The sequence below is a fragment of the Streptomyces sp. NPDC126510 genome (assembly GCF_040302345.1).
In the GTDB taxonomy this organism is placed as follows: Bacteria; Actinomycetota; Actinomycetes; order Streptomycetales; family Streptomycetaceae; genus Streptomyces.
On the sequence record NZ_JBEORR010000012.1, the window covers coordinates 108927 to 129456 of the forward strand.

A 20530-nucleotide genomic window follows, 5' to 3' on the forward strand; every position below is an offset into this window, starting at 1 on the left:
ACCTCACATGCGTTCGAAGGAGCGGCGCAGCTCCCAGTCGGTCACCGCGGCGTCGTAGGCGTCCAGTTCGACGCGCGCCATGTTGCGGTAGTGCGCGACGACCTCGTCGCCGAAGGCGGCCCGGGCGATGGGGCTGTTCTCCCAGAGCTCGGCGGCCTCGCGCAGGGTGGTGGGGACGTGGTCCAGGTCGGCGGCGTAGGCGTTGCCGGGACAGGGTTCGGGCAGCTCCAGTTTCTGCTCGATGCCGTGCAGTCCGGCCGCTACCAGTCCGGCGACGGCGAGGTAGGGGTTGACGTCGCCGCCGGGCAGGCGGTTCTCGAAGCGCAGGGAGCGGCCGTGGCCGACCACGCGCAGGGCACAGGTGCGGTTGTCCTGGCCCCAGGCGACCGCGGTCGGGGCGAAGGAGCCGGGCTGGAACCGCTTGTAGGAGTTGATGTTGGGGGCGTAGAGCAGGGAGAAGTCGCGCAGTGCGGCGAGCTGTCCGGCGAGGAAGTGCCGCATGACCTCGGACATGCCGCCTTCGAGGTCGCCGGCCATGGCGTTGGTGCCGTCGGCGTCGGCGAGCGAGAGGTGGATGTGGCAGGAGTTGCCCTCGCGCTCGTTGTACTTGGCCATGAAGGTGATCGACATGCCTTCCTGGGCGGCGATCTCCTTGGCGCCGGTCTTGTAGACCGAGTGCTGGTCGCAGGTGACCAGGGCCTCGTCGTAGCGGAAGGCGATCTCGTGCTGGCCGGGGTTGCACTCGCCCTTGGCGGACTCGACGGTGAGGCCGGCGCCGGCCATCTCGTTGCGGATGCGGCGCAGCAGGGGCTCGATGCGGCCGGTGCCGAGGACCGAGTAGTCGATGTTGTACTGGTTGGCCGGGGTCAGGCCCTTGTAGCCGGCGTCCCAGGCCTGTTCGTAGGTGTCCTTGAAGACGATGAACTCCAGCTCCGTGCCGACCTGGGCGGTGTAGCCGAGCTCGGCCAGGCGCTCCAGCTGGCGGCGCAGGATCTGGCGGGGGGCGGCGACGACCGGGGAGCCGTCGCTCCAGGCGAGGTCGGCGTGGAGCATGGCCGTGCCCGCGTTCCAGGGGACTCGGCGCAGGGTGGTGAGGTCGGGGTGCATGGCGAAGTCGCCGTAGCCGCGGTCCCAGGAGGACATCGCGTAGCCGTCGACGGTGTTCATCTCGGTGTCGACGGCGAGCAGGTAGTTGCAGCCCTCGGTGCCGTGCCGGAGGACCTCGTCGAGGAAGAAGCGTGCGGCGAACCGCTTGCCCTGGAGTCGCCCTTGCATGTCGGGGAAGGCCAGGACGACAGTGTCGATCTCACCGCCGGCTACGAGGGTGTGCAGCTCCTCGACGCTCAGCGGGGGTGTGCGGTCTGCCACGGGAAGGCCTCCTAGGCTCCTTGGATCCGCTGCCTTGGATCCGCCGGGAGCCATAAGGTATTGCCGAGAACCATTGCTTGGGAAGGGGGTACGGCCACATGCCGGAGGAAGCTGGGGGCGACGAGGTGCGGGACGGGCTGACGCCGGTGCTGCGGCCGGTGCGCGCGGGCAACGGCTTCGAGGAGGCCCTGGAGCAGATCCTGCAGGTCGTACGGCTGGGCCTGGTGCCGGGGGGCGAGCGGCTGCCGGCCGAGCGGGAGCTGGCGGAGCGGCTCGGGATCAGCCGGGTGACGCTGCGCGAGGTGCTGAAGGTGCTCCAGGACCAGGGGCTGGTCGAGTCGCGGCGCGGCCGGTACGGCGGCACGTTCGTGCTGCCGCGCGCCGACGCGGTCGGCGAGGACGAGCTGCGGCGCCGGGTCGCCGAGGTCGACATCGAGGACGTACTGCGGTTCCGGGAGGTGCTGGAGGTCGGCGCGGCGGGGCTGTGCGCGGCGCACGGGCTGGACGAGAAGCAGGCCGGCCGGCTCCGCGAGGCCCTGGCGCGCACGCACGACGCGCCGCTCGCCGAGTACCGCCGCCTGGACACGCTGCTGCACCTCACGATCGCCGAACTGTCCGGCTCCCCGACGCTCACCGCCCAGTACGCGGCCGTCCGGGCGACGGTCAACGACCTGCTCGACTGCATCCCGCTGCTGGTGCGCAACCTGGAGCACTCCCAGCGGCAGCACACCGCCCTGGTGGAGGCGGTGATCGAGGGCGAGCCCGACCAGGCGCGGGAGGTCATGCGCGAGCACTGCGGCGGCACGGCGGCACTGCTGCGGGGCTTCCTCGGCTGAGCCGGGCGGCGGTGTCGTCGCCGGGTGAGGATTTACGGGCGATTAACGCACGGGTATTGCCATCCCCCGGTCGGCCCGCAAAGGTATGGCTCCATTCCATTGAGTCGGAGCCCACTCGATCCCGTGACCGCCGCCGCCCCGTCGGGAGTTAGCCCATGCCCCAGGAACCCACCGTCACACCCGCCGCCCCGGAGGGCGACGACTATCTGGAGCGCAGAGCACTGCGCCGCGGCAGCGCCGGCTGGGTGCTGCTGACCGGTCTCGGCGTCGCCTACGTCGTCTCCGGCGACTACTCGGGCTGGAATTTCGGCCTGGCGGAAGGCGGATTCGGGGGCCTTGCGATCGCCATGGTGCTCATGGGCGCCATGTACGCCTGCATGGTCTTCGCGCTCGCCGAGCTGTCCTCGATCCTGCCCACCGCGGGCGGCGGCTACGGCTTCGCCCGGCGGGCGCTCGGCCCCTGGGGCGGCTTCCTGACCGGCACGGCGATCCTGATCGAGTACGTCCTCGCGCCCGCCGCGATCGTCATCTTCATCGGCGACTACGTCGAGTCGCTGGGCCTGTTCGGCCTGGAGTCCGGCTGGCCGGTGTACCTGGTCTGCTTCGTGATCTTCCTCGGCATCCACCTGTGGGGCGTGGGCGAGGCGCTGCGCTTCAGCTTCGTCGTCACCGGCATCGCCGTGGTGGCCCTGATCGTGTTCGCGCTGGCGGCGCTGCCCGACTTCTCCTTCGCGTCGCTGGACGACATCCCGGTCGACTCCTCCGCCGCGGGGTCGAGCTCCTGGCTGCCGTTCGGCCTGCTCGGCATCTGGGCGGCGTTCCCCTTCGGCATGTGGTTCTTCCTCGGTGTCGAGGGCGTGCCGCTGGCCGCCGAGGAGACCAAGGACCCGGCGCGCACGCTGCCGAAGGCGATCCGCTGGTCGATGGGCATCCTGGTGGTGCTCGCGGTGGTCACCTTCTTCGCGGCGGCGGGGGCGCGCGGTTCCGACGCGATCCAGGAGGCGGGCAACCCGCTGGTCGAGGCGCTGCAGCCGAAGGGCGAGGCGACGACGCTGAGCCGGATCGTGAACTACGCGGGCCTCGCCGGCCTGGTGGCGTCGTTCTTCTCCCTGATCTACGCGGGCTCGCGCCAGCTGTTCGCCCTGTCCCGCGCGGGCTACCTGCCCCGGTTCCTGTCGCTCACCAGCCGCCGCAAGGCGCCGTACCTGGGCCTGCTCGTGCCCGGCACGATCGGCTTCCTGCTGGCGGCGGTCTCCGGCAACGGCGCGCGGATGCTGAACATCGCCGTGTTCGGCGCGACCATCTCCTACGCGCTGATGTCCCTGTCGCACATCGTGCTGCGCCGCAGGGAACCGGAGCTGGAGCGGCCGTACCGCACGCCGGGCGGGGTGCTGACGTCGTCGGTCGCCCTGGTACTCGCGTGCGCCGCACTGGTGGCGACGTTCCTGGTGGACGTGACGGCGGCGCTGATCGCCCTGCTGGTGTACGCCGTGGCCGTCGCCTACTTCGGCCTGTACAGCCGCAAGCGCCTGGTGGCGAAGGCACCGGAGGAGGAGTTCGCGGCGCTGGCGGCCGCCGAGGCAGAGTTGGCAAGGGACTGAGTCGTCGAAGCGTGAGGGAGTCGTCGTGACCAGGCCGTTGATCGGTGTCAGCACCTACCTGGAGACCGGTGCGCGCTGGGGCGTGTGGGAGCTGGAGGCCGCGCTGCTGCCGGTCGGGTACCCGCGGCTGGTGCAGCGGGCGGGCGGCCTGGCCGCGATGCTGCCGCCGGACGACCCCCGGCACGCCGCGGCTGCCGTGGCCCGGCTGGACGGGCTGGTCATCGCGGGCGGACCGGATGTGGAACCGGTGCGGTACGGGGCCGAGCGCGAGCCGCGGACGGGCCCGCCGGCGCCGGAGCGGGACGCGTGGGAGCTGGCGCTGATCGAGGCCGCGCTGGCGGCAGGGCTGCCGCTGCTGGGCATCTGCCGCGGCATGCAGCTGCTGAACGTCGCGCTCGGGGGGACGCTGCTGCAGCACATCGAGGGGCACGCGGAGGTCGTGGGCGTCTTCGGCGGGCATGCGGTGAAGCCGGTGCCGGGGAGTCTGTACGCCGGGGTGGTGCCGGAGGAGACGTTCGTGCCGACGTACCACCATCAGGCCGTGGATCGTCTGGGCGAGGGCCTCGTCCCGTCGGCGTACGCGTCGGACGGCACGGTGGAGGCGGTGGAACTGCCGTCGGCCGACTGGGTGCTGGGGGTGCAGTGGCATCCGGAGATGGGGGAGGACGTGCGGGTGATGGGGGCGTTGGTGGAGGCGGCGGCGAAGGGGTGAACCCAGGGGGCGCAGCCCCCCGGCGGGGCCGAAGGGGCGGCAGCGCCCCTGGGGATGGGACGGTAAGGGGCGGCGGGGGCGAGAGACTAACCCCGCGTCAGTGACAGCAGGTCCCGCGCCGGACCGGTGGGACGATGCCCCGTCGGCCACACCGCCCTCAGGTCCCGCGCCAGGGCGACCCCCTCCACCGGCACGGGCACCAGCCGACGCATCGCCAGCTCCTCCCCCACCGCCAGTTCGCTCAGCACCGCCGGTCCCGCCCCGCTCACCGCCGCCGCCTTCACCGCCGTCGTGGACGACAACTCGATCAGCGGCCGGGCCAGCCCGCCCAGCGCCGCGTCCAGCACCTGCCGCGTCCCCGACCCCTTCTCCCGGAGGATCAGCGGCGTCGACGCCAGCTCCCCCGCGGCCAGCGACCGCCGCCGCCGGGCCCACGCGTGCCCCGGCGCCGTCACCACTATCAGCCGGTCATGGGCGATCACCGCGGAGTCGAGTCCGGGCGGCACCGACAGCCCCTCCACGAACCCCAGATCCGCCTCGTCCGCCAGCAGTCGCTCCGCCACCGCCGTCGAGTTCCCCGCGTGCGGCGACACCGCCGTGTCGGGTCGCTGCGCGCGCAGCGCGAGCAGCCAGCCGGGCAGCAGGTACTCGGCGATGGTCATGCTCGCGGCCACCCGCAGACGGGAGTCGCGGCGGACGCGCAGCGCCTGCGCCCCCGCGTCGAACGCCTCCGCCGCCTCCACGATCCGCCGCGCCCAGTCCGTCACCAGGGCACCGGCGTCCGTGAGCCGGGAGCCGCGGGGCGAGCGGTCGACCAGCGCCACGCCGAGCTGCCGCTCCATCGACCGGATGCGGCTGCTGGCCGCGGGCTGGGTGATGCCGAGTTCCCGCGCCGCACCGCCGAGACTGCCGAGCCGCGCCACCGCCAGCAGCAGCTCCAGGGCGCCCAGATCCGGCACCCGGTGCGCCAGGGGCCCGGTGATCCCCGGACCGTCCTGCTCATCCGCGTTGCTCATAAACCCAGCTTATGTCGCCATAGAGGCATGGTCCCTGGTGGTGCGCCTCGCCCGGAACCATCGTGGAGCCATGGTCACCGCAGCCCAGCCCCTCGTGTACCCGCTCTCCCTGCGTCATCTCGGACCCAACTGGTACGCCACCGTGATGGGCACCGCCGTCGTCGCCACCGCCGGGGCCGCCCTCGCACCGCACGTCCCGGGACTGCGCGGGGTGCTCACCGTGATGTGGGCCCTCTCCCTCGTCCTGCTCCTGGCCCTGCTCACAGGCCGGGCGGTGCACTGGGCCCGGCACCGGGACCAGGCCCGCGCCCACCTCCTCGACCCGGCGACGGCCCCCTTCTACGGCTGCCTCGCCATGGCCCTGCTGGCCGTGGGCGGCGGCGCCCTCACCGTCGGCCGGGACTGGATCGGCCTGCGGGCGGCCCTCACGCTCGACGCGGTGCTGTTCACCGCGGGCACGCTGATCGGTCTCGCCGCGGCCGTCGCGGTGCCGTATCTGATGGCCGTACGCCATCGGGTCGAGCCGGGGCAGGCCACACCGGTGTGGCTGCTGCCGGTCGTCGCGCCCATGGTGTCGGCCGCCGTCGGGCCGCAGTTGGTGCCGCATCTGCCACCCGGTCAGGCCCGGGAGACGCTGCTCCTCGTCTGCTTCGCGCTGTTCGGGCTCAGTCTGGTCGCGACCCTGGTCATGCTGCCGCTGGTGTTCGCCCGGACGCTCACCGGCGGGCCGCTGCCCCTCGCCCTCACCCCGGCCCTGTTCCTGGTGCTCGGCCCGCTCGGGCAGTCCACCACCGCCGTCGGCGCCTTCGCGGACGTCGCCCCCGGCGTCGTCCCGGTGCCGTACAGCGAGGCCTTCGGGGTCCTCGCCGTGCTCTACGGCGTGCCGGTGATGGGGTTCGCGCTGCTGTGGGCCTGCCTGGCCGCCGCCCATGTGCTGCGCGCCCGACGGCACGGGATGCGGTTCTCGATGACCTGGTGGTCGTTCACCTTCCCGGTCGGGACCTGTGTCACGGGCACCGAGGCGCTGGGCCGGCACACCGGGCTCGTCGTCTACACGGGTCCGGCGGTGCTGCTGTACGCGGTGCTGGTCGCGGCGTGGGGAACGGCCGCCGTGGGCACCGTGCGCGGGCTGCTCAGGGGCGAGCTGCTCGCAGCGCCCGCCCCAGTACCCGCGGCGCCTCGGCCAGTGACGGTCCGTACCACGTCAGGTGCCGTCCGCTGACGAGTGCGCAGGGCAGGCCGGGGAAGGCATCGGGGCCGTCGTCGGCGGTGAAACGGTAGGGCTCGTCCGGCAGCACCACCACGTCGGGTGCCGCGGCGCGGAGTTCTTCGAGCGGGACGCGCGGGTAGCGGTCGGGGTGCGTCGTGTGCACGTGGTCCACGCCGAGGCGGGCGAGGACGTCCCCCGCGAAGGTGTCGCGGCCCAGGACCATCCACGGACGGCGCCAGATCGGCACGACGGCCGTCAGCCGCGTCCCGTGCTCCGGCAGGGCCGCCCAGCTCTCCTCCGCCTCGTCCAGCCAGCGAGGGCGGGACGCCACTCCGCAGGCCTCCAGCACGCGGCCCAGTTCCCGGAAGGCCTGCGGCACGTCGCGGATCTCCGTCACCAGGACCTCGACACCCGCCGCGCGCAGAGCCGCCAGGTCGGGTGCGCGGTTCTCCTCCTCGTTGGCGATCACCAGGTCGGGCGCGAGGGAGAGGATCCGGTCGGTCTTCGGGTTCTTGGTGCCGCCGACGCGTACGACGTCCAGGTCCGGGGGGTGTGTGCACCAGTCGGTGGCACCGGCCAGGATGACGGGCGCCGAGCGGGCCACGGCCTCGGTCAACGAGGGGACCAGCGAGACGACCCTCACCGGCGTGGCCGGTCCCGGACCGCCTCGATGTGCTCCGCCACGGCGACGACGATCACGCGGGTGTCCGACTCGGCGGCCCGCCAGCGATGCCGTACCCCGCCGGTCAGGTACAGCGTGTCGCCACGGCCCAGGCGGTAGGCGCGGCCCTCCGCCTCGATCTCCACCGCGCCGTCGGCGACGTACATCAACTGGTCGTTGCGGTACTGGAATTCACGGCCGGCGTCATGGTCGCCGGTGAACTCGGAGGCATGCATCTGGTGGTGGCCGCGGACCAGGGAGCGGGCCCGGGGCAGGGGCTGCGGCTCGCTGCCGTCGGCCCGGACGACGTCCACGCTGCACGCGGGGTCGGCCGCGGCGAGGAGCTCCACGGCCGTGGTGCGCAGGGCGTCGGCGAGCTTCTCCAGGGAGCTGGTGCTGGGCCGCGCCCGGTCGTTCTCGATCTGGCTCAGGAACGGGACCGACAGGCCGCTGCGCGCGGACACGACGGCGAGGGTGAGCTCCAGGGCGCGGCGCCGCCGTCGCACGGCCGCGCCCACCCGAAGGGGCTGTTCTTTGTGGTCGCCCATCGCTCCGGCTCCCTCCTTCGCCCGTCGATCCGCTCCCCGTGCGGCGGTGTCCCGCGCACTGCTTCTGTTGAGTTGTCTGCACCCTACGCATGTTCGGCAAACCGTTTCAGGCGGCCGTCACATCGCTGTCATACGGGACAGCACGACACCTCACACTTCACGCCAGGCGATCCGCCGCCGAAGGGGGCGGGGCAGGCCGCCCGCCTTTGGGGGAACAGGCGGAGAGACGGGGTTCAGGGGGTGGCGTAGCGCTCTGTGGTTGTCCGGATCCCGCTCGTGTGATCGGGGCCGGCGCGGGACGCGGCGTGTCGCGCGTCCCACCCCGGAACCCTACTGCGGAGTCATCCTCCGCACCATGTCCGGGTGCTGCTCGAGCCAGTCGGCCACGGCCTCCTCCTCATGCCCCTGGCCGCGGTCCTTGATCTCGCTCTCCAGGCTGCCGAGCTCCTCCTCGCTCATCCTGAAGTTCTTGATCCACTTCGTGAGCTGCGGGTACTCCCCGGGGAACTTCTCGTTGGAGATGGTGCGGATCGTGTTGCCCTCGCCGAAGGCCTTCTTCGGGTCCTTCAGCTTGGTCAGCTCGTAGTCGCTGTACGCCCAGTGCGGCGACCACAGGGTGACGGCGATCGGCTCCTTCTTGGCGTACGCGCGCTTCAGTTCGGCCAGCATCGCGGGCGTGGAGCCGTCGACGACCTCGTACTCCTCGTCCAGGCCGTAGCCGGGCAAAACCTTGTTCTTCAGCAGGTCCATCTCACCGGTGCCCGGCTCGATGCCGATGATCTTCCCCTTGAAGGTGCCGGACTTGCCCTTGAGGTCCTCCAGGGAGTCGACGCCCTTCACATAGGACGGTACGGCGATCTCCAGGGACGTCGGCTCGTACCAGGTGCCGAGGTCCTTCAGCCGGTCCTTGTTCTTGTCCCAGTAGTTCTTCTGGGCGTAGGGCAGCCAGGCGTCGAAGTTGAGGTCGAGATCGCCCGAGGCCAGGCCCGTGTAGACCGGACCGACGTCCATCTGCTTGAGGTTCAGCTTGTAGCCGCGCCGTTCCAGGACGTTCTTCCAGAGGTAGGTGACGGCGATGTCCTCGTCCCACGGGAACCAGGCGACGTCCAGGGGCTGCTTCGCCTCGGCGGGCGCGCTGCCGCCGGAGTCCGGCACCGGGGCGAGTTCGTCGACGAGGCCGGGGTTCCGCTCGAGCCAGGCGCGGACAGCGTCCTGCTGGCTGCCCTTGCCCGCCTTGTTGATCTCGGCTTCTAGGCCGGTGAGCTGCTTCTCGCTCATCGTGAAGTTCGTCAGCCACTTCGCGACCGTCGGGTCGTCGCCGGCGAAGCCCTTGCGCGCGAGGGTGTGCACGCCGTCGCCCTCGCCCCAGGCGCCCTTCGGGTCCTTGAGCTTCTCGAGGTCGTAGTCGTTGTACGCCCAGTGCGGCGACCAGAGCGTGGTGACGATCGGCTTCTTCTGAGCGTAGGCGCGCTTCAGCTCGGCCAGCATCGCCGGCGTGGAGCTGTCGACGACCTCGTACTCCTTGTCGAGGCCGTACTCCTTGAGGACCTTGCTCTTCAGCAGGGCCATCTCGCCGGCGCTGGACTCGATACCGGTGATCTTTCCGCCGAACTCGGAGGCCTTGCCCTTGAGGTCCGCCAGGGAGTCGATGCCCTTCATGTAGGCGGGCACCGTGAGCTCCAGGGACGTCTTGTCGTACCAGGCGCCGAGGTCGTCGAGCTGCTTGCCGTACTTCTTCCAGTACTGGGCGTGGGTGGTGGGCAGCCAGGCGTCCGTCTGGAAGTCGACGTCGCCCTGGGCGAGGGAGGTGTACAGCGGGCCCGCGTCCATCTGCTTGGCCTCGACCTCGTAGCCGCGCCGCTCCAGGATCTCCTTCCACAGGAAGGTGGAGGCGACGCCCTCGTCCCAGGGGATGTAGCCGATGCTGATCTTCTTGCCCTCGCCGATGGCGCCGCCGTCCGCCACGGCCTCGCCGCCGGACGTGCCACCGCCGAGGACGCCCATGCCGCCCGCGGTGAGCGCGAGGACGACCACGCCGATCACGGCGACGGCCGCGCGGGGCCGGTACGACCAGATCTTCAGCCCCTGGGCGGCGCGCAGCTTGGCGGCGGCGCGGCGGCCGAGCGGGGAGACCTGGGTGCCCAGGGCGCTGGTCATGCGGTCGAGGTAGATCGCGAGGATCACGATCGCGACCCCGGCCTCGGAGCCGAGACCCACGTTGAGCTGGCCGATGGCCTCGTTGACGTCGCCGCCGAGGCCGCCGGTGCCGACCATGCCGGCGATCGCGGCCATGGAAAGGCCGAGCATGATGACCTGGTTGACGCCGGCCATCACGGTGGGAAGGGCGAGCGGGAGCTGGACGCGCAGCAGGGTGTTGCGGGGTGAGGTGCCGAACGCCTCGGCCGCCTCGACCAGTTCCCTGTCGACCTGCCGGATGCCCAGCTCGGTCATGCGCACGCCGGGTGCGAGAGCGAAGATCAGGGTGGCGACGATGCCGGCGGGGGCGCCGGTGCCGAAGAACAGGATCGCCGGGATGAGGTAGATCATCGCGGGCAGCGTCTGCATGAAGTCCAGGACGGGCCGCACCAGTGAGCTGACGCGGTCCGAGCGGGCCGCCCAGATGCCCACGGGCAGGGAGATCACCAGCGCGATGACGGTCGCCACGAGGACGAGCGCCAGGGTGATCATCGCGTTCTCCCAGAGTCCGAGGGAGTCGATGAACGCGAACCCGGCGAAGGTGAGAACACCCGCGAGGGTGCCGCGCAGCCAGAAGGCGATCACGGCGAAGATGCCCGCGAGGAGCAGCGGTTCGGGGGCCTGCAGGACGGCGTTGATGCCGTCGTAGAGGCCGAGGAAGACGGTCTTGCAGAAGTCGAACAGCCACGCCATGTGGGTGGTGAGCCAGTCGACCGCGTCGTTGACCCAGCTGCCGAGCTGAATCCTAGGCATCGGCGGTCACCTTCTCTCCGCCCTTGTCCCGCGGGGAGTCGCAGGGCTGCGGGGCGGCGTCCGGCTCGTCACCGAGGAAGCCGACCAGACGCTGCCGGGGGACGACGCCGACCTGCCGGTCGTCCGCGTCCAGGACCGCGACCGGGTGGGAGAGCCGGGCGCTGATCGCGCACAGTTCCGTGAAGGGGGTGTCGGGCGTGGCGGTCTCGCACCGGCAGCCGGGGTCGGAGGCGGTGACCGAGGTGTCCATGAGCTCGCCGGCGGTCAGGACGCGGGAGCGGTCGACGTCCTGGGTGAAGGAGGCGACGTAGTCGTTCTCCGGCCGCAGCAGGATGTCCTGGGCGGTGCCGTTCTGGACGATGCGGCCGTCACGCATGACGGCGATGCGGTCGCCCAGGCGCATGGCCTCGTTCAGGTCGTGGGTGATGAAGACGATCGTCTTCTTGAGCTTCTGCTGCAGCTCCAGCAGCTGGTCCTGCATGTCACGCCGGATCAGCGGGTCAAGGGCGCTGAAGGACTCGTCCATCAGCAGCAGGTCGGCGTCGGTGGCGAGTGCGCGGGCCAACCCGACGCGCTGCTGCATGCCGCCGGAGAGTTCGTCGGGCCAGGACTTCTCCCAGCCGGCCAGGCCGCACAGGGCGAGCGCCTCGTCGGCGCGGCGTGCGCGCTCGGCGCGGGGCACGCCCTGCACTTCCAGACCGTAGGCGGCGTTCTCGCGCACGCTGCGGTGCGGGAAGAGCGCGAAGTGCTGGAACACCATGCTGATCTTGCGGGAGCGGACCTGGCGCAGTTCGCGGTCGGACAGCGTGGTCAGGTCCTGGCCGTCGAAGCGCACTTGTCCGGCGGTCGGTTCGAGCAGGCCGTTCAGCATGCGCAGCAGGGTGGACTTGCCGGAGCCGGACAGGCCCATGACCACGAAGATCTGGCCGGGCTCGACGGTGAAGGAGGCGTCGATCACGGCCGCGGTCATGCCTTCGGCCCGCAGTTCCTCCCGGTCGGCTCCGCCGCGCAGCCGCTCGACGGCCCGGTCCGGTCTCCTGCCGAACACCTTGTACAGACTGGTCGCTTCCAACGTCGCTGACACGTGCACCTCTATTTGCTTGGCAACAGAACAGAGCGAGGACAGGGCGCAACAGTTGAAATGCGCAACCAGCCTCGCGCCGGGGCGGCACCTCCCCTTGATCCTCGAAAGCAAACGGAAGAGTGGGGCACTTCACACGGTTCTCACAAGACGCAACACGTTGCGCTGCGCCGGGGGCTGTCGGTGCGGTACGGCATGATGCGTGGCGTGACCGGACGACTGATGCTTCTCGACACCGCTTCCCTGTACTTCCGCGCCTACTTCGGCGTCCCGGACTCGGTCCGCGCCCCGGACGGCACACCGGTGAACGCCGTGCGCGGACTGCTCGACTTCATCGACCGCCTGGTCAAGGACCACCGGCCGGACCTTCTGGTGGCGTGCATGGACGCCGACTGGCGGCCGCAGTGGCGGGTGGAGCTGATCCCGTCCTACAAGGCCCACCGCGTCGCCGAGGAGCACGCGGCCGGCCCGGACGAGGAGGAGGTACCCGACACGCTGTCGCCGCAGGTGCCGGTCATCGAGGCGGTGCTGGACGCGGTGGGCATCGCCCGGGTGGGTGTCGCCGGGTACGAGGCGGACGACGTGATCGGCACATTCACCGCCCGGGCGAAGGGGCCGGTGGACATCGTGACCGGCGACCGCGACCTGTACCAGCTGGTGGACGACGCCCGCGGGGTGCGCGTGCTGTACCCGCTGAAGGGCGTGGGCACGCTGCAGCACACCGATGAGGCGGTGCTGCGTGAGAAGTATGGGGTCGACGGCAACGGGTACGCGGATCTGGCTCTGCTGCGCGGCGACCCCAGCGACGGCCTGCCGGGCGTGCCGGGCATCGGTGAGAAGACGGCCGCCAAGCTGCTGGACCAGTTCGGGGACCTGGCCGGGATCATGGCGGCGGTCGAGGACCGGGGGTCGAAGCTGACGCCGACGCAGCGCAGGCGGCTCGACGAGGCGCGTCCCTACCTCGCGGTCGCCCCGAAGGTGGTCCGGGTCGCGGACGACGTCCCCCTGCCGGACGTCTCCACGGCACTGCCGCGCACCCCTCGCGACCCGGCGGCCCTGGAGGCGCTGGCGGCCCGCTGGGGACTGGGCGGCTCCTTGGAGCGCCTGCTGGCCACGCTCGCGACCTGATCTTTCCTCAAGAGTTCGTAAGAGAACGACGGGACCTTCCCGCGCGAGAGGTGTGAAGTGGGAACAAGGTGCTAACTTAGGTAACCCTAACTATGCGAGACAGGGAGGTCCTCATGGCAGAGCGACCGGGACGCCAGCCGCGCAGGCTCCACTCCGCGCAGGTCGTCCGCACCGAGCGGCTGACCCCGCACATGCAGCGCGTGGTGCTCGGCGGCGAGGGCCTCGCCGACTTCGCGGCCGGCACGTGCACCGACCACTATGTGAAGCTGCTGTTCCCGCCGGTGGGCGTCACCTATCCGGAGCCCTTCGACCTGGAACGCGTGCGTGCCGAGCTGCCGCGCGAACAGTGGCCGGTGACCCGGACCTACACGGTCCGCCACTGGGACGCCGAGCACCGCGAACTGACGCTGGACTTCGTCATCCACGGTGACGAGGGTCTGGCCGGTCCGTGGGCCGTGCGCGTCCGGCCGGGCGAGACCGTGCGCTTCATGGGACCCGGTGGGGCGTACGCGCCCGACCCTGCCGCCGACTGGCACCTGCTCGCGGGGGACGAGAGCGCGCTGCCCGCGATCGCCTGCGCTCTGGAGGCGCTGCCCCGCGGCGCCCGGGCGTACGCCTTCGTGGAGATCTCCGGCCCCGAGGAGGAGCAGAAGATCGATGCGGACGTGGAGGTCGTCTGGCTGCACCGCGGGGCCCGGCCCCTCGGCGAGGCGCTGGTCGACGCCGTGCGGGAGCTGGAGTTCCCCGAGGGCCGCGTCTCCGCGTTCGTCCACGGCGAGGCGCACTTCGTCAAGCAGCTGCGCCATCTGCTCCGCGTCGAGCGCCAGGTCCCGCGCGAGGCCCTGTCGATCTCCGGCTACTGGCGTCGCGGCCACAACGAGGACGGCTGGCAGGCGTCGAAGCGCGAGTGGAACGCCCGGATCGAGGCGGAGCAGGAGAGCGTGTCCGCTGCCTGAGAACGACCCACCGGCCGCCGCAAGGGCGCGACGCCGCCTCAGTCCCCCCGCACCCGCGCATGCAGATGCATGTCGTGCCATCCGTCCGGCTGCATGATCGCGCTGCGCTTGGTGCCCTCCAGGCCGAAGCCGGTCCTGGCGGCGACGCGGCAGGACGCCTCGTTGCGCACGGCGTGCAGGAGCTCGAGGCGGTGGAAGCCGGTTACGTCGAGGGCCCAGTGGGTGAGCGCGGTGGTGGCGCGGGCGGCCACGCCCCGGCCCCGGGCCTCCGGGACGGTCCAGTACGCCACCTCCGCCGTCCCGTCGTCGAGCCGGAGCTCGCGCAGCGCCACCCGGCCCAGCAGCGCGCCCGACTCCGCGTCGGCCACGGCCCAGTGCGCCTCCCGCTCCCCCTCCCACGCCCGATGCCACGTGCGGATCCAGTCACGCACCTCCGCCACGGAGTCGGCGGACCGGGCGTGCCACTGGTGCATCAACGGGTCCTGGAAGACCTCGTACACCGCGGGCGCGTCCGCCTCCCGCCAGGGCCGTAGGACGAGTCCGCCGTCGGCGGGGAGAGTCGGCTGAGGGTGGCCCGCGAGGGCACCGGCGGTCAGGACCGGGCTGATGAGAAACGGCATGCCCGCATCCTGGCAAGCGCCCGCCGGGCGGCCCCAGTGATTTTTCCGCCCGCCGTACCGGCCTCGTACGCTGGGCCGCGATGAGACGCAAGACCCGCATCCCGCCCTCTCCCCTGCCGCAGCGCCGGGGCGTGGACCCGGTGCGGGTGCGGCTGCCCGCGACCGGAACCTGGGGGACGGTGCGCGAGCACCTGGTGGAGCGGCTCTCCGGGGCGGGCGCCGGGGTCGTCGAGGGCATGTTCGACGCGGGCCGGATCGTCGGGGCGGACGGACGGCCCGTCGCGGCGGACGCCCCCTTCCTCCCGGGGATGTACGTGTGGTTCCACCGGGACCTGCCCGAAGAGGTGCCCGTGCCCTTCCCGCTGGAGGTCGTACACCGGGACGAGCACATCGTCGTCGTCGACAAGCCACACTTCCTCGCCACCACCCCGCGTGGCGGCCATGTCGCCGAGACCGCGCTGGCCCGGCTCCGCCGCGAGCTGGACCTTCCATCGCTCGGCGCCGCGCACCGGCTGGACCGGCTCACCGCGGGACTCGTGCTGTTCACGGTGCGCCCCGAGGAGCGTGGCGCCTACCAGACGCTGTTCCGCGACCGCCGGGTCCGCAAGGAGTACGAGGCCGTCGCTCCCTTCGACGCCGGTCTCGCCCTGCCCCGGACGGTTCGCAGCCGGATCGTGAAGGAGCGCGGAGTGCTCACCGCTCGGGAGGTCCCCGGCGAGCCCAACGCGGTGAGCCGCGTCGAGCTCGTCGAGCACCGCGACCGGCCCGGCGGGCAGGGCGGATCCGGTGGGCTCGCCCGGTACCGTCTCGCACCCGCCACCGGGCAGACGCACCAGCTGCGCGTCCACATGACCGCGCTGGGGGTGCCGATCCTCGGCGACCCGCTCTACCCCGAGGTGACCGCCCCCGTACCGGCCGGCGACTTTCGCCGGCCGCTGCAACTGCTGGCACGGTCCCTGGAGTTCACCGACCCGGTCACGGGCGAGGAGCACCGGTTCCACAGCGGCCGGACGCTCGCGGCCTGGGCGTCGTACGACCGGTGGGCCGCCGGGTCGTACGACGGCCCGTCAGACGGTCAGTAGCCGCGCCACCAGCTCAGGAACCGCTGCCACACGCCCCTGCGGCGGGGTGCTTCCGCGACGGCCGGCTGCGGCGGCACGGGCACCGGCTGGGGCTGGGGCTGCACCTGGGCCGGCTGGGGCTGCGCGGCGACCGGCGGCGACTGTGCCACGGCCGGAGCGGCGGCCGGGGGCTGCGCGCTGCCGATCTGCCAGTCCGAGCGCTGCGCGGCGACCGGCTTGTGGTTCGGCACCTCCTGCACGTCCTGGGGCGGCCGGGGCGCGAACTGCACCGGCAGCTCCACCAGGTGCCGGGAGGCGATGGACGCCGTCCAGCGCAGGTCCTCCTGAGGGCAGTCGAGTTCCACGTCCGGCAGCCGCATCAGCAGCGCGTCCACGCCCACGTCGGCGATGGAGCGGCCGATGTCCTGCCCGGGGCACTCGTGCGGGCCGCCACCGAAGGCGAGGTGGGATCGGTTGCCCTGCATGCTGGCCTTCAGGTCCGGCCGCACCCGCGGGTCGACGTTGGCCGGCAGTGGCGCGAAGAGCAGCCCGTCGCCCCGGCGGATGCGCTGCCCGCCCAGCTCGGTCTCCTGCTTGGCGAAGTAGGCGAAGACCGTGCTGAACGGCGGCTCGTTCCACAGGGACTGCTCCACCGCCTCCGGCACCGTCATCTGGCCGCCGTTCAGCTGGGCCCTGAAACGCGGGTCGATCAGCACCGTGAGGAGCACGTTGGACAGCAGGTTGGTGGTGGCCTCGTAGGCGGCGAAGAGCACCAGGCGCAGGTGCTCCCTGACCTCGTCGTCGCTCAGCCGGGCCGGGTGCGTGATCAGGTAGCTGGCGAGGTCCTCCTCCGGCCGGGCGCGGCGGGTGGCGGTGAGCCGGCTCAGGGCGTCCATGACGTAGGAATGGCTGGCGAGCGAGGTGTCGGTGCCCTTGAGGGCGTCGCGGGCGGCCTCGACGAGCCGGTCGCTGTACTCGTCGGGCATGCCGAGGATCTCGCACATCACCGCCATCGGCAGGTGCTCGGTGAACTCGCCGACGAGGTCCGCCTCGCCCGCCTCGCAGAACCGGTTGACGATCACCTGCGTGCTGCGGTTGATGTAGCGGCGCAGGCTGCGGAAGTCGATGGTGGAGATGGCGCCCATGACCGCGCCGCGCAGCCGCTTGTGCTCGTCGCCCTCGGCGTGCGAGGCGATGGGCTGCCAGGCGATGTGCGGCATCAGCGGGTGGTCGGGCTTGACGAGGCCTTCCCTGAGCGGGGTCCAGATGCGGCTGTCCCGGCAGAACTGCGAGGGCGAGCGCACCATGTGCAGGTTCTCGGCGTGGCCGAGGACGATCCACATCGGCACGTCGTCGTGGAGCAGCACGGGCGCCACGGGACCGTGCTGGTCCCGCAGTTGCTCGTACAGCGCTCCCAGGTCCTCCGCCTCGTGCAGCCGGTGCAGTCCCCCGGGCCCGAGGCCGTGCGCGGGGCAGCCGGGGGGCGGGCCGGGCGGGAGGTCCGTACTGGTCGGGGCGTGGGATTCAGGCGTCACAGTGATCGCTCCGAAACTGAAGTTGTCGCAGGTGTCTGGGGGGTGTGGGGTGGGCGGCACGGATCAGACGCGGGAGCCCGTCATGGCGAGCGAGTGCAGGAAGCGCATGAGGGTCATCAGCACGTCGCGGCTGGAGGCCCGGCGCCGCGCGTCGCACTCCATGATCGGGATGTCCGGCGTGAGGTCGAGGGCGGTGCGCAGCTCCTCGATGGCGTAACGGGGGGCGTCGGGGAAGGAGTTGATGGCGACCACGAACGGCACGCCACGCTCCTCCAGTCGTCCCATGACGTCGAAACTGACCTCGAGCCGCCGGGTGTCGACCAGCACCACCGCGCCGAGCGCGCCCTCGAACAGGCCGTTCCACAGGAACCAGAAGCGCTGCTGGCCGGGTGTGCCGAAGAGGTACAGCACGAGCTGGTCGGTGATGCTGATCCGGCCGAAGTCCATGGCGACGGTGGTGGCCGTCTTGGACGCGGAGCCGAAGTTGTCGTCGACACCGATACCGGCCTGCGTCATGGTCTCCTCGGTGGTCAGCGGAGTGATCTCGCTGACCGAGCCGACCATGGTCGTCTTGCCGACGCCGAAGCCGCCCACGATCACGATCTTGGCCGCGGACTGTGCCGTGTGGGGCAGCTGGTCCTCGGCCCGGGGGCCCGGGATGGTGTCAGAGCCGTTGAAGTCCATTCATCACCGCTTCGAGGAGGGAACGGTCGGAGCGCGCCTTGCGGACGATCGGGGCGCGCGCCTGCACCAGGTCCGCCGTCATCAGCTCGGTGAGCAGGACGCCCATCGCGCTGAACGGCAGGTGGAGGTAGGCCGACAGCTCGGCCACGGACAGGGGGGCGGCGCAGAGCCGGAGCAGCGCCGCCTGCTCGGGGGAGGCGGAGGGCGGCGGGTCCGTGGCCCGCGCCACGATTAACGTCACGAGGTCGAGCTCGGCCCGTTCGCCGTCCGGACCTGCCACCACGTACATCCGCTCCGGGTTCCCGGGTTTGTCCTCGCCTTGAGGTGGCGTGGGCGGCTCCGGGGCCAGGTCGCGCCTCTGGCGTTGCGGAGGCGTCATACGATCTGCCCGTTCCGCCGGGGCGGACTGGTGAGGTGGCCGCCGATCCGCACGACCAGGTCGCGCATCATGGCGCTCATCCGGCCGGGTTCGCACCGCACGTCGGAGAGCACCGCGAGGAAGGCGTTGGCGCCCGCGTCCATCAGGTAGAAGTAGCCGCGGTCGATCTCGATCATGACGAGCTTCATCTCGCCGTCGCCCACGGTGAGTTCCTGGCAGATGCTGCCCGCGAGGGACTGCAGGCCGGCGCAGGCGGCGGCGACCCGGTCGGCCGCGTCCGGCTCGCCGCCGTAGCGGGCGATGCGCAGACCGTCGGCCGAGAGCACCACGATCATCTCGATGCCCGGCACCCCGTCGGCGAGTTGCTTGAGCATCCAGTCGAAGTTGCCTCGCTGCTGGATCACTTGAGGTCCCCCTCGTCATCGGCCTCGGTGGGGGCCGGGTCGTTGATCAGGTGCAGGTACTTGTGCGGGTTCCGGATGAAGTCGGTCGGGTGGGTGCCGGGTTCGATGCCCTGCTTGAGTCCCTCCCAGAAGGCTTCGAGGCCTTTGCCGGGGGCGTCGGGGGACGACATGTCGTGCCATGACTTGGGCTCGGGCTCCGGTGTCGCCCACGGGTTGTACTCGCCCCGTTCGGCTGCTTCCTGGTCGGCCTTCTCGTTGGCGGCCTGCTGGGCGAGGCGCTCGGCGAGCGGCATCTTCACCTTGCTGCGGCGCTGCGGCAGGCCGTTCGCGGTCCACTCGGTGACCTCGGGGACGTCTTCGTCCTCCAGGGAGACCGTGGCGGGGATCTTCGGGCTGGTGGGGCGTCGCCTCTTGGGCGCGCGCTTGGGGCCCTCGGGGATGCCGACCGTCATGGGGATGCCGGTGGCGCCGATGCCGTGGGCGAGTCCGACACCGGGCTCGTGGGTGATCATCTCGCTGGGCACGATGAGGATGGCGCGAACGCCGCCGTACGCGGAGGCGCGCAGCGAGACCTGCATGTTGTACGCCGTGCACAGACGGCCCACGACGGCCAGGCCGAGGCGCGGGTGCTCGCCGATGTCCTGCAGGTCGACGCCCGCCTTGGCGGCCTCCAGCATGCCCTCGATCCGGGCGCGGGCCTCCTCGTTGAGGTTGACGCCGCCGTCCTCGATCTCGATGCAGACGCCGGTCTGCACCTCGGTGGCGGTGACGTGCACCTTGGTCTGCGGCGGCGAGTAGCGCGTGGCGTTGTCGAGGAGCTCGGCGGCCGCGTGGATGACCGGCTCGACGTAGATGCCCTTGACGCTGACCTTGGCGATGGAGGACAGCTGGATGCGCCGGTACTCGAGGATGCGGGACATGGCACCGCGCAGGGTGCTGTACAGGGACACCGGCGCGGGCCACTGCCGTCCGGGGCGGCCGCCGCCGAGGACGGAGACGGAGTCGGCGAGGCGGCCGATCAGGGCGTTGCCGTGGTCGATGCGCAGGAGGTCGTCGAAGACCTCGGGGTTGCGGCCGTGGTCCTCCTCCATCTCCCGCAGTTCCTCGGCCTGCTGATGGATGATCGCCTGGACGCGGCGGGCCACACTGACGAAGGAGCGCGCGGCGGCGTCGCGCATCGTCACTTCGTAGTCGACGATCTTGAGCATCCTCAGCAGCGTCTCCGCCTGCGCCTCGGGGAGGTCGCGGAACGCCGGGTTGGCGAGGCCGAGCTTGCGGATCACCTCCCTGGGGGATTCCCCGGTCCGCAGCAGGTCGAGCGCGGCGGGGATGATCTCCCTCGAGAAGCGGACCAGCTCGCTCTCGTGGGCGGCGATCCGCTGTTCCAGATGCGCGCTGTGCCGGGTGTGCTCGGCACGCTGGCTGCGCAGCGCACGGCCGCGGCGCACCGCCTCGGCCGCCGTCGCGAGCACCAGCGCGGTGGCGATACCGCCGCACCAGCCGACGGCACCCCGGGCCGGCTCCGTCACCAGCGCGACGGCGGCCCCGGTTGCCGCGGCCATGACTATGGCCGGGAGCAACAGCACGCGCGCGTAGGGGAGTTCACGACGACCGGGCGGGGATTGAACACTCACCATGTGGGCCTTCTGACAGGAGTCGACTGAGGTTCGGGGGGACTTACAAGGGGGTATGTCATGAAGCTGTCGGGATCTTCCACACATTGGGGAACAAGCGCACGAATTCATCTCAAGCCGGTGCGCTGCGGGCGAGCTTAGTCCGAC

At 71.5% G+C, this 20530-nt stretch carries 19 protein-coding genes; 7 read left to right on the forward strand and 12 right to left on the reverse strand.

Annotated elements, in window-relative coordinates; all coding sequences use genetic code 11:
* Nucleotides 1-3: 3 nt before the first annotated feature.
* Nucleotides 4-1368 carry a glutamine synthetase family protein gene (locus ABTX60_RS19070; protein WP_352098183.1) on the reverse strand — a complete coding sequence of 455 codons (1365 nt, stop codon included), beginning with the start codon at nt 1366-1368 and terminating at the stop codon, nt 4-6.
* A 98-nt stretch (nt 1369-1466) separates the two neighbouring features.
* Between ABTX60_RS19070 and ABTX60_RS19075 the strand changes: the two genes are divergently transcribed.
* From ABTX60_RS19075 to ABTX60_RS19085, 3 genes are all read left to right on the forward strand, one after another.
* A complete protein-coding gene (locus tag ABTX60_RS19075) occupies nt 1467-2204 on the forward strand; it encodes a FadR/GntR family transcriptional regulator (protein ID WP_352098184.1) in 738 nt (245 codons plus the stop codon).
* A 155-nt stretch (nt 2205-2359) separates the two neighbouring features.
* Nucleotides 2360-3805, forward strand: a complete 1446-nt coding sequence (gene eat / locus ABTX60_RS19080) for an ethanolamine permease (protein WP_352098185.1) — start codon at nt 2360-2362, stop codon at nt 3803-3805.
* Between the two features lie 37 nt (nt 3806-3842).
* Nucleotides 3843-4517, forward strand: coding sequence for a gamma-glutamyl-gamma-aminobutyrate hydrolase family protein (locus tag ABTX60_RS19085; protein ID WP_352098302.1), 675 nt, complete (start codon nt 3843-3845; stop codon nt 4515-4517).
* A gap of 86 nt (nt 4518-4603) precedes the next feature.
* Here ABTX60_RS19085 and ABTX60_RS19090 read toward each other — a convergent pair whose 3' ends face one another.
* Complete coding sequence (locus tag ABTX60_RS19090) at nt 4604-5533, reverse strand: LysR family transcriptional regulator (protein WP_352098186.1); 930 nt, start codon at nt 5531-5533, stop codon at nt 4604-4606.
* A 70-nt stretch (nt 5534-5603) separates the two neighbouring features.
* Between ABTX60_RS19090 and ABTX60_RS19095 the strand changes: the two genes are divergently transcribed.
* Entirely contained in the window at nt 5604-6755 is a 1152-nt protein-coding gene (locus ABTX60_RS19095) for a TDT family transporter (protein ID WP_352098187.1), read from the forward strand.
* Here ABTX60_RS19095 and ABTX60_RS19100 read toward each other — a convergent pair.
* The 4 genes from ABTX60_RS19100 to ABTX60_RS19115 form a co-directional block, all read right to left on the reverse strand.
* A complete protein-coding gene (locus ABTX60_RS19100; RefSeq protein ID WP_352098188.1) occupies nt 6667-7386 on the reverse strand; it encodes a helical backbone metal receptor in 720 nt (239 codons plus the stop codon). The genes ABTX60_RS19095 and ABTX60_RS19100 overlap by 89 nt on opposite strands.
* Complete coding sequence (locus ABTX60_RS19105) at nt 7383-7952, reverse strand: helix-turn-helix domain-containing protein (RefSeq protein ID WP_352098189.1); 570 nt, start codon at nt 7950-7952, stop codon at nt 7383-7385. The genes ABTX60_RS19100 and ABTX60_RS19105 overlap by 4 nt, the downstream gene beginning before the upstream one ends.
* Before the next feature lie 330 nt (nt 7953-8282).
* Nucleotides 8283-10901: an ABC transporter permease/substrate binding protein gene (locus tag ABTX60_RS19110; protein WP_352098190.1), complete on the reverse strand. Its 2619-nt coding sequence runs from the start codon at nt 10899-10901 to the stop codon at nt 8283-8285.
* Nucleotides 10894-11985 carry a quaternary amine ABC transporter ATP-binding protein gene (locus ABTX60_RS19115; RefSeq protein WP_352098191.1) on the reverse strand — a complete coding sequence of 364 codons (1092 nt, stop codon included), beginning with the start codon at nt 11983-11985 and terminating at the stop codon, nt 10894-10896. The genes ABTX60_RS19110 and ABTX60_RS19115 overlap by 8 nt, the downstream gene beginning before the upstream one ends.
* A 195-nt stretch (nt 11986-12180) precedes the next feature.
* Here ABTX60_RS19115 and ABTX60_RS19120 point away from each other — a divergent pair, with 195 nt between their 5' ends.
* Both ABTX60_RS19120 and ABTX60_RS19125 read left to right on the forward strand, forming a co-directional pair.
* Nucleotides 12181-13110: a 5'-3' exonuclease gene (locus ABTX60_RS19120; RefSeq protein ID WP_352098303.1), complete on the forward strand. Its 930-nt coding sequence runs from the start codon at nt 12181-12183 to the stop codon at nt 13108-13110.
* 113 nt (nt 13111-13223) lie between these two features.
* The gene (locus tag ABTX60_RS19125) at nt 13224-14066 is read left to right on the forward strand and encodes a siderophore-interacting protein (RefSeq protein WP_352098192.1); all 843 of its coding nucleotides are present in this window, start codon (nt 13224-13226) and stop codon (nt 14064-14066) included.
* Between the two features lie 38 nt (nt 14067-14104).
* Here the strand turns inward: ABTX60_RS19125 and ABTX60_RS19130 are convergent, their stop codons facing one another.
* Nucleotides 14105-14686, reverse strand: coding sequence for a GNAT family N-acetyltransferase (locus ABTX60_RS19130; RefSeq protein ID WP_352098193.1), 582 nt, complete (start codon nt 14684-14686; stop codon nt 14105-14107).
* A gap of 80 nt (nt 14687-14766) precedes the next feature.
* On the opposite strand from ABTX60_RS19130, the gene ABTX60_RS19135 reads away from it, so the two are divergent.
* On the forward strand, nt 14767-15768 hold the full coding sequence (locus ABTX60_RS19135) for an RluA family pseudouridine synthase (RefSeq protein ID WP_352098194.1): 1002 nt from the start codon (nt 14767-14769) through the stop codon (nt 15766-15768).
* Here ABTX60_RS19135 and ABTX60_RS19140 read toward each other — a convergent pair.
* The 5 genes from ABTX60_RS19140 to ABTX60_RS19160 form a co-directional block, all read right to left on the reverse strand.
* Entirely contained in the window at nt 15762-17282 is a 1521-nt protein-coding gene (locus ABTX60_RS19140; RefSeq protein ID WP_352098195.1) for a cytochrome P450, read from the reverse strand. The two genes, ABTX60_RS19135 and ABTX60_RS19140, sit on opposite strands and share 7 nt — an antisense overlap.
* A gap of 63 nt (nt 17283-17345) precedes the next feature.
* Nucleotides 17346-17966: a GTP-binding protein gene (locus ABTX60_RS19145; protein ID WP_352098196.1), complete on the reverse strand. Its 621-nt coding sequence runs from the start codon at nt 17964-17966 to the stop codon at nt 17346-17348.
* Complete coding sequence (locus tag ABTX60_RS19150; protein WP_352098197.1) at nt 17947-18345, reverse strand: DUF742 domain-containing protein; 399 nt, start codon at nt 18343-18345, stop codon at nt 17947-17949. The genes ABTX60_RS19145 and ABTX60_RS19150 overlap by 20 nt, the downstream gene beginning before the upstream one ends.
* Complete coding sequence (locus ABTX60_RS19155; protein ID WP_352098198.1) at nt 18342-18749, reverse strand: roadblock/LC7 domain-containing protein; 408 nt, start codon at nt 18747-18749, stop codon at nt 18342-18344. Before ABTX60_RS19155 ends, ABTX60_RS19150 begins: the two co-directional genes overlap by 4 nt.
* Nucleotides 18746-20386, reverse strand: coding sequence for a sensor histidine kinase (locus tag ABTX60_RS19160; RefSeq protein ID WP_352098199.1), 1641 nt, complete (start codon nt 20384-20386; stop codon nt 18746-18748). Before ABTX60_RS19160 ends, ABTX60_RS19155 begins: the two co-directional genes overlap by 4 nt.
* Between the last annotated feature and the right edge of the window lie 144 nt (nt 20387-20530).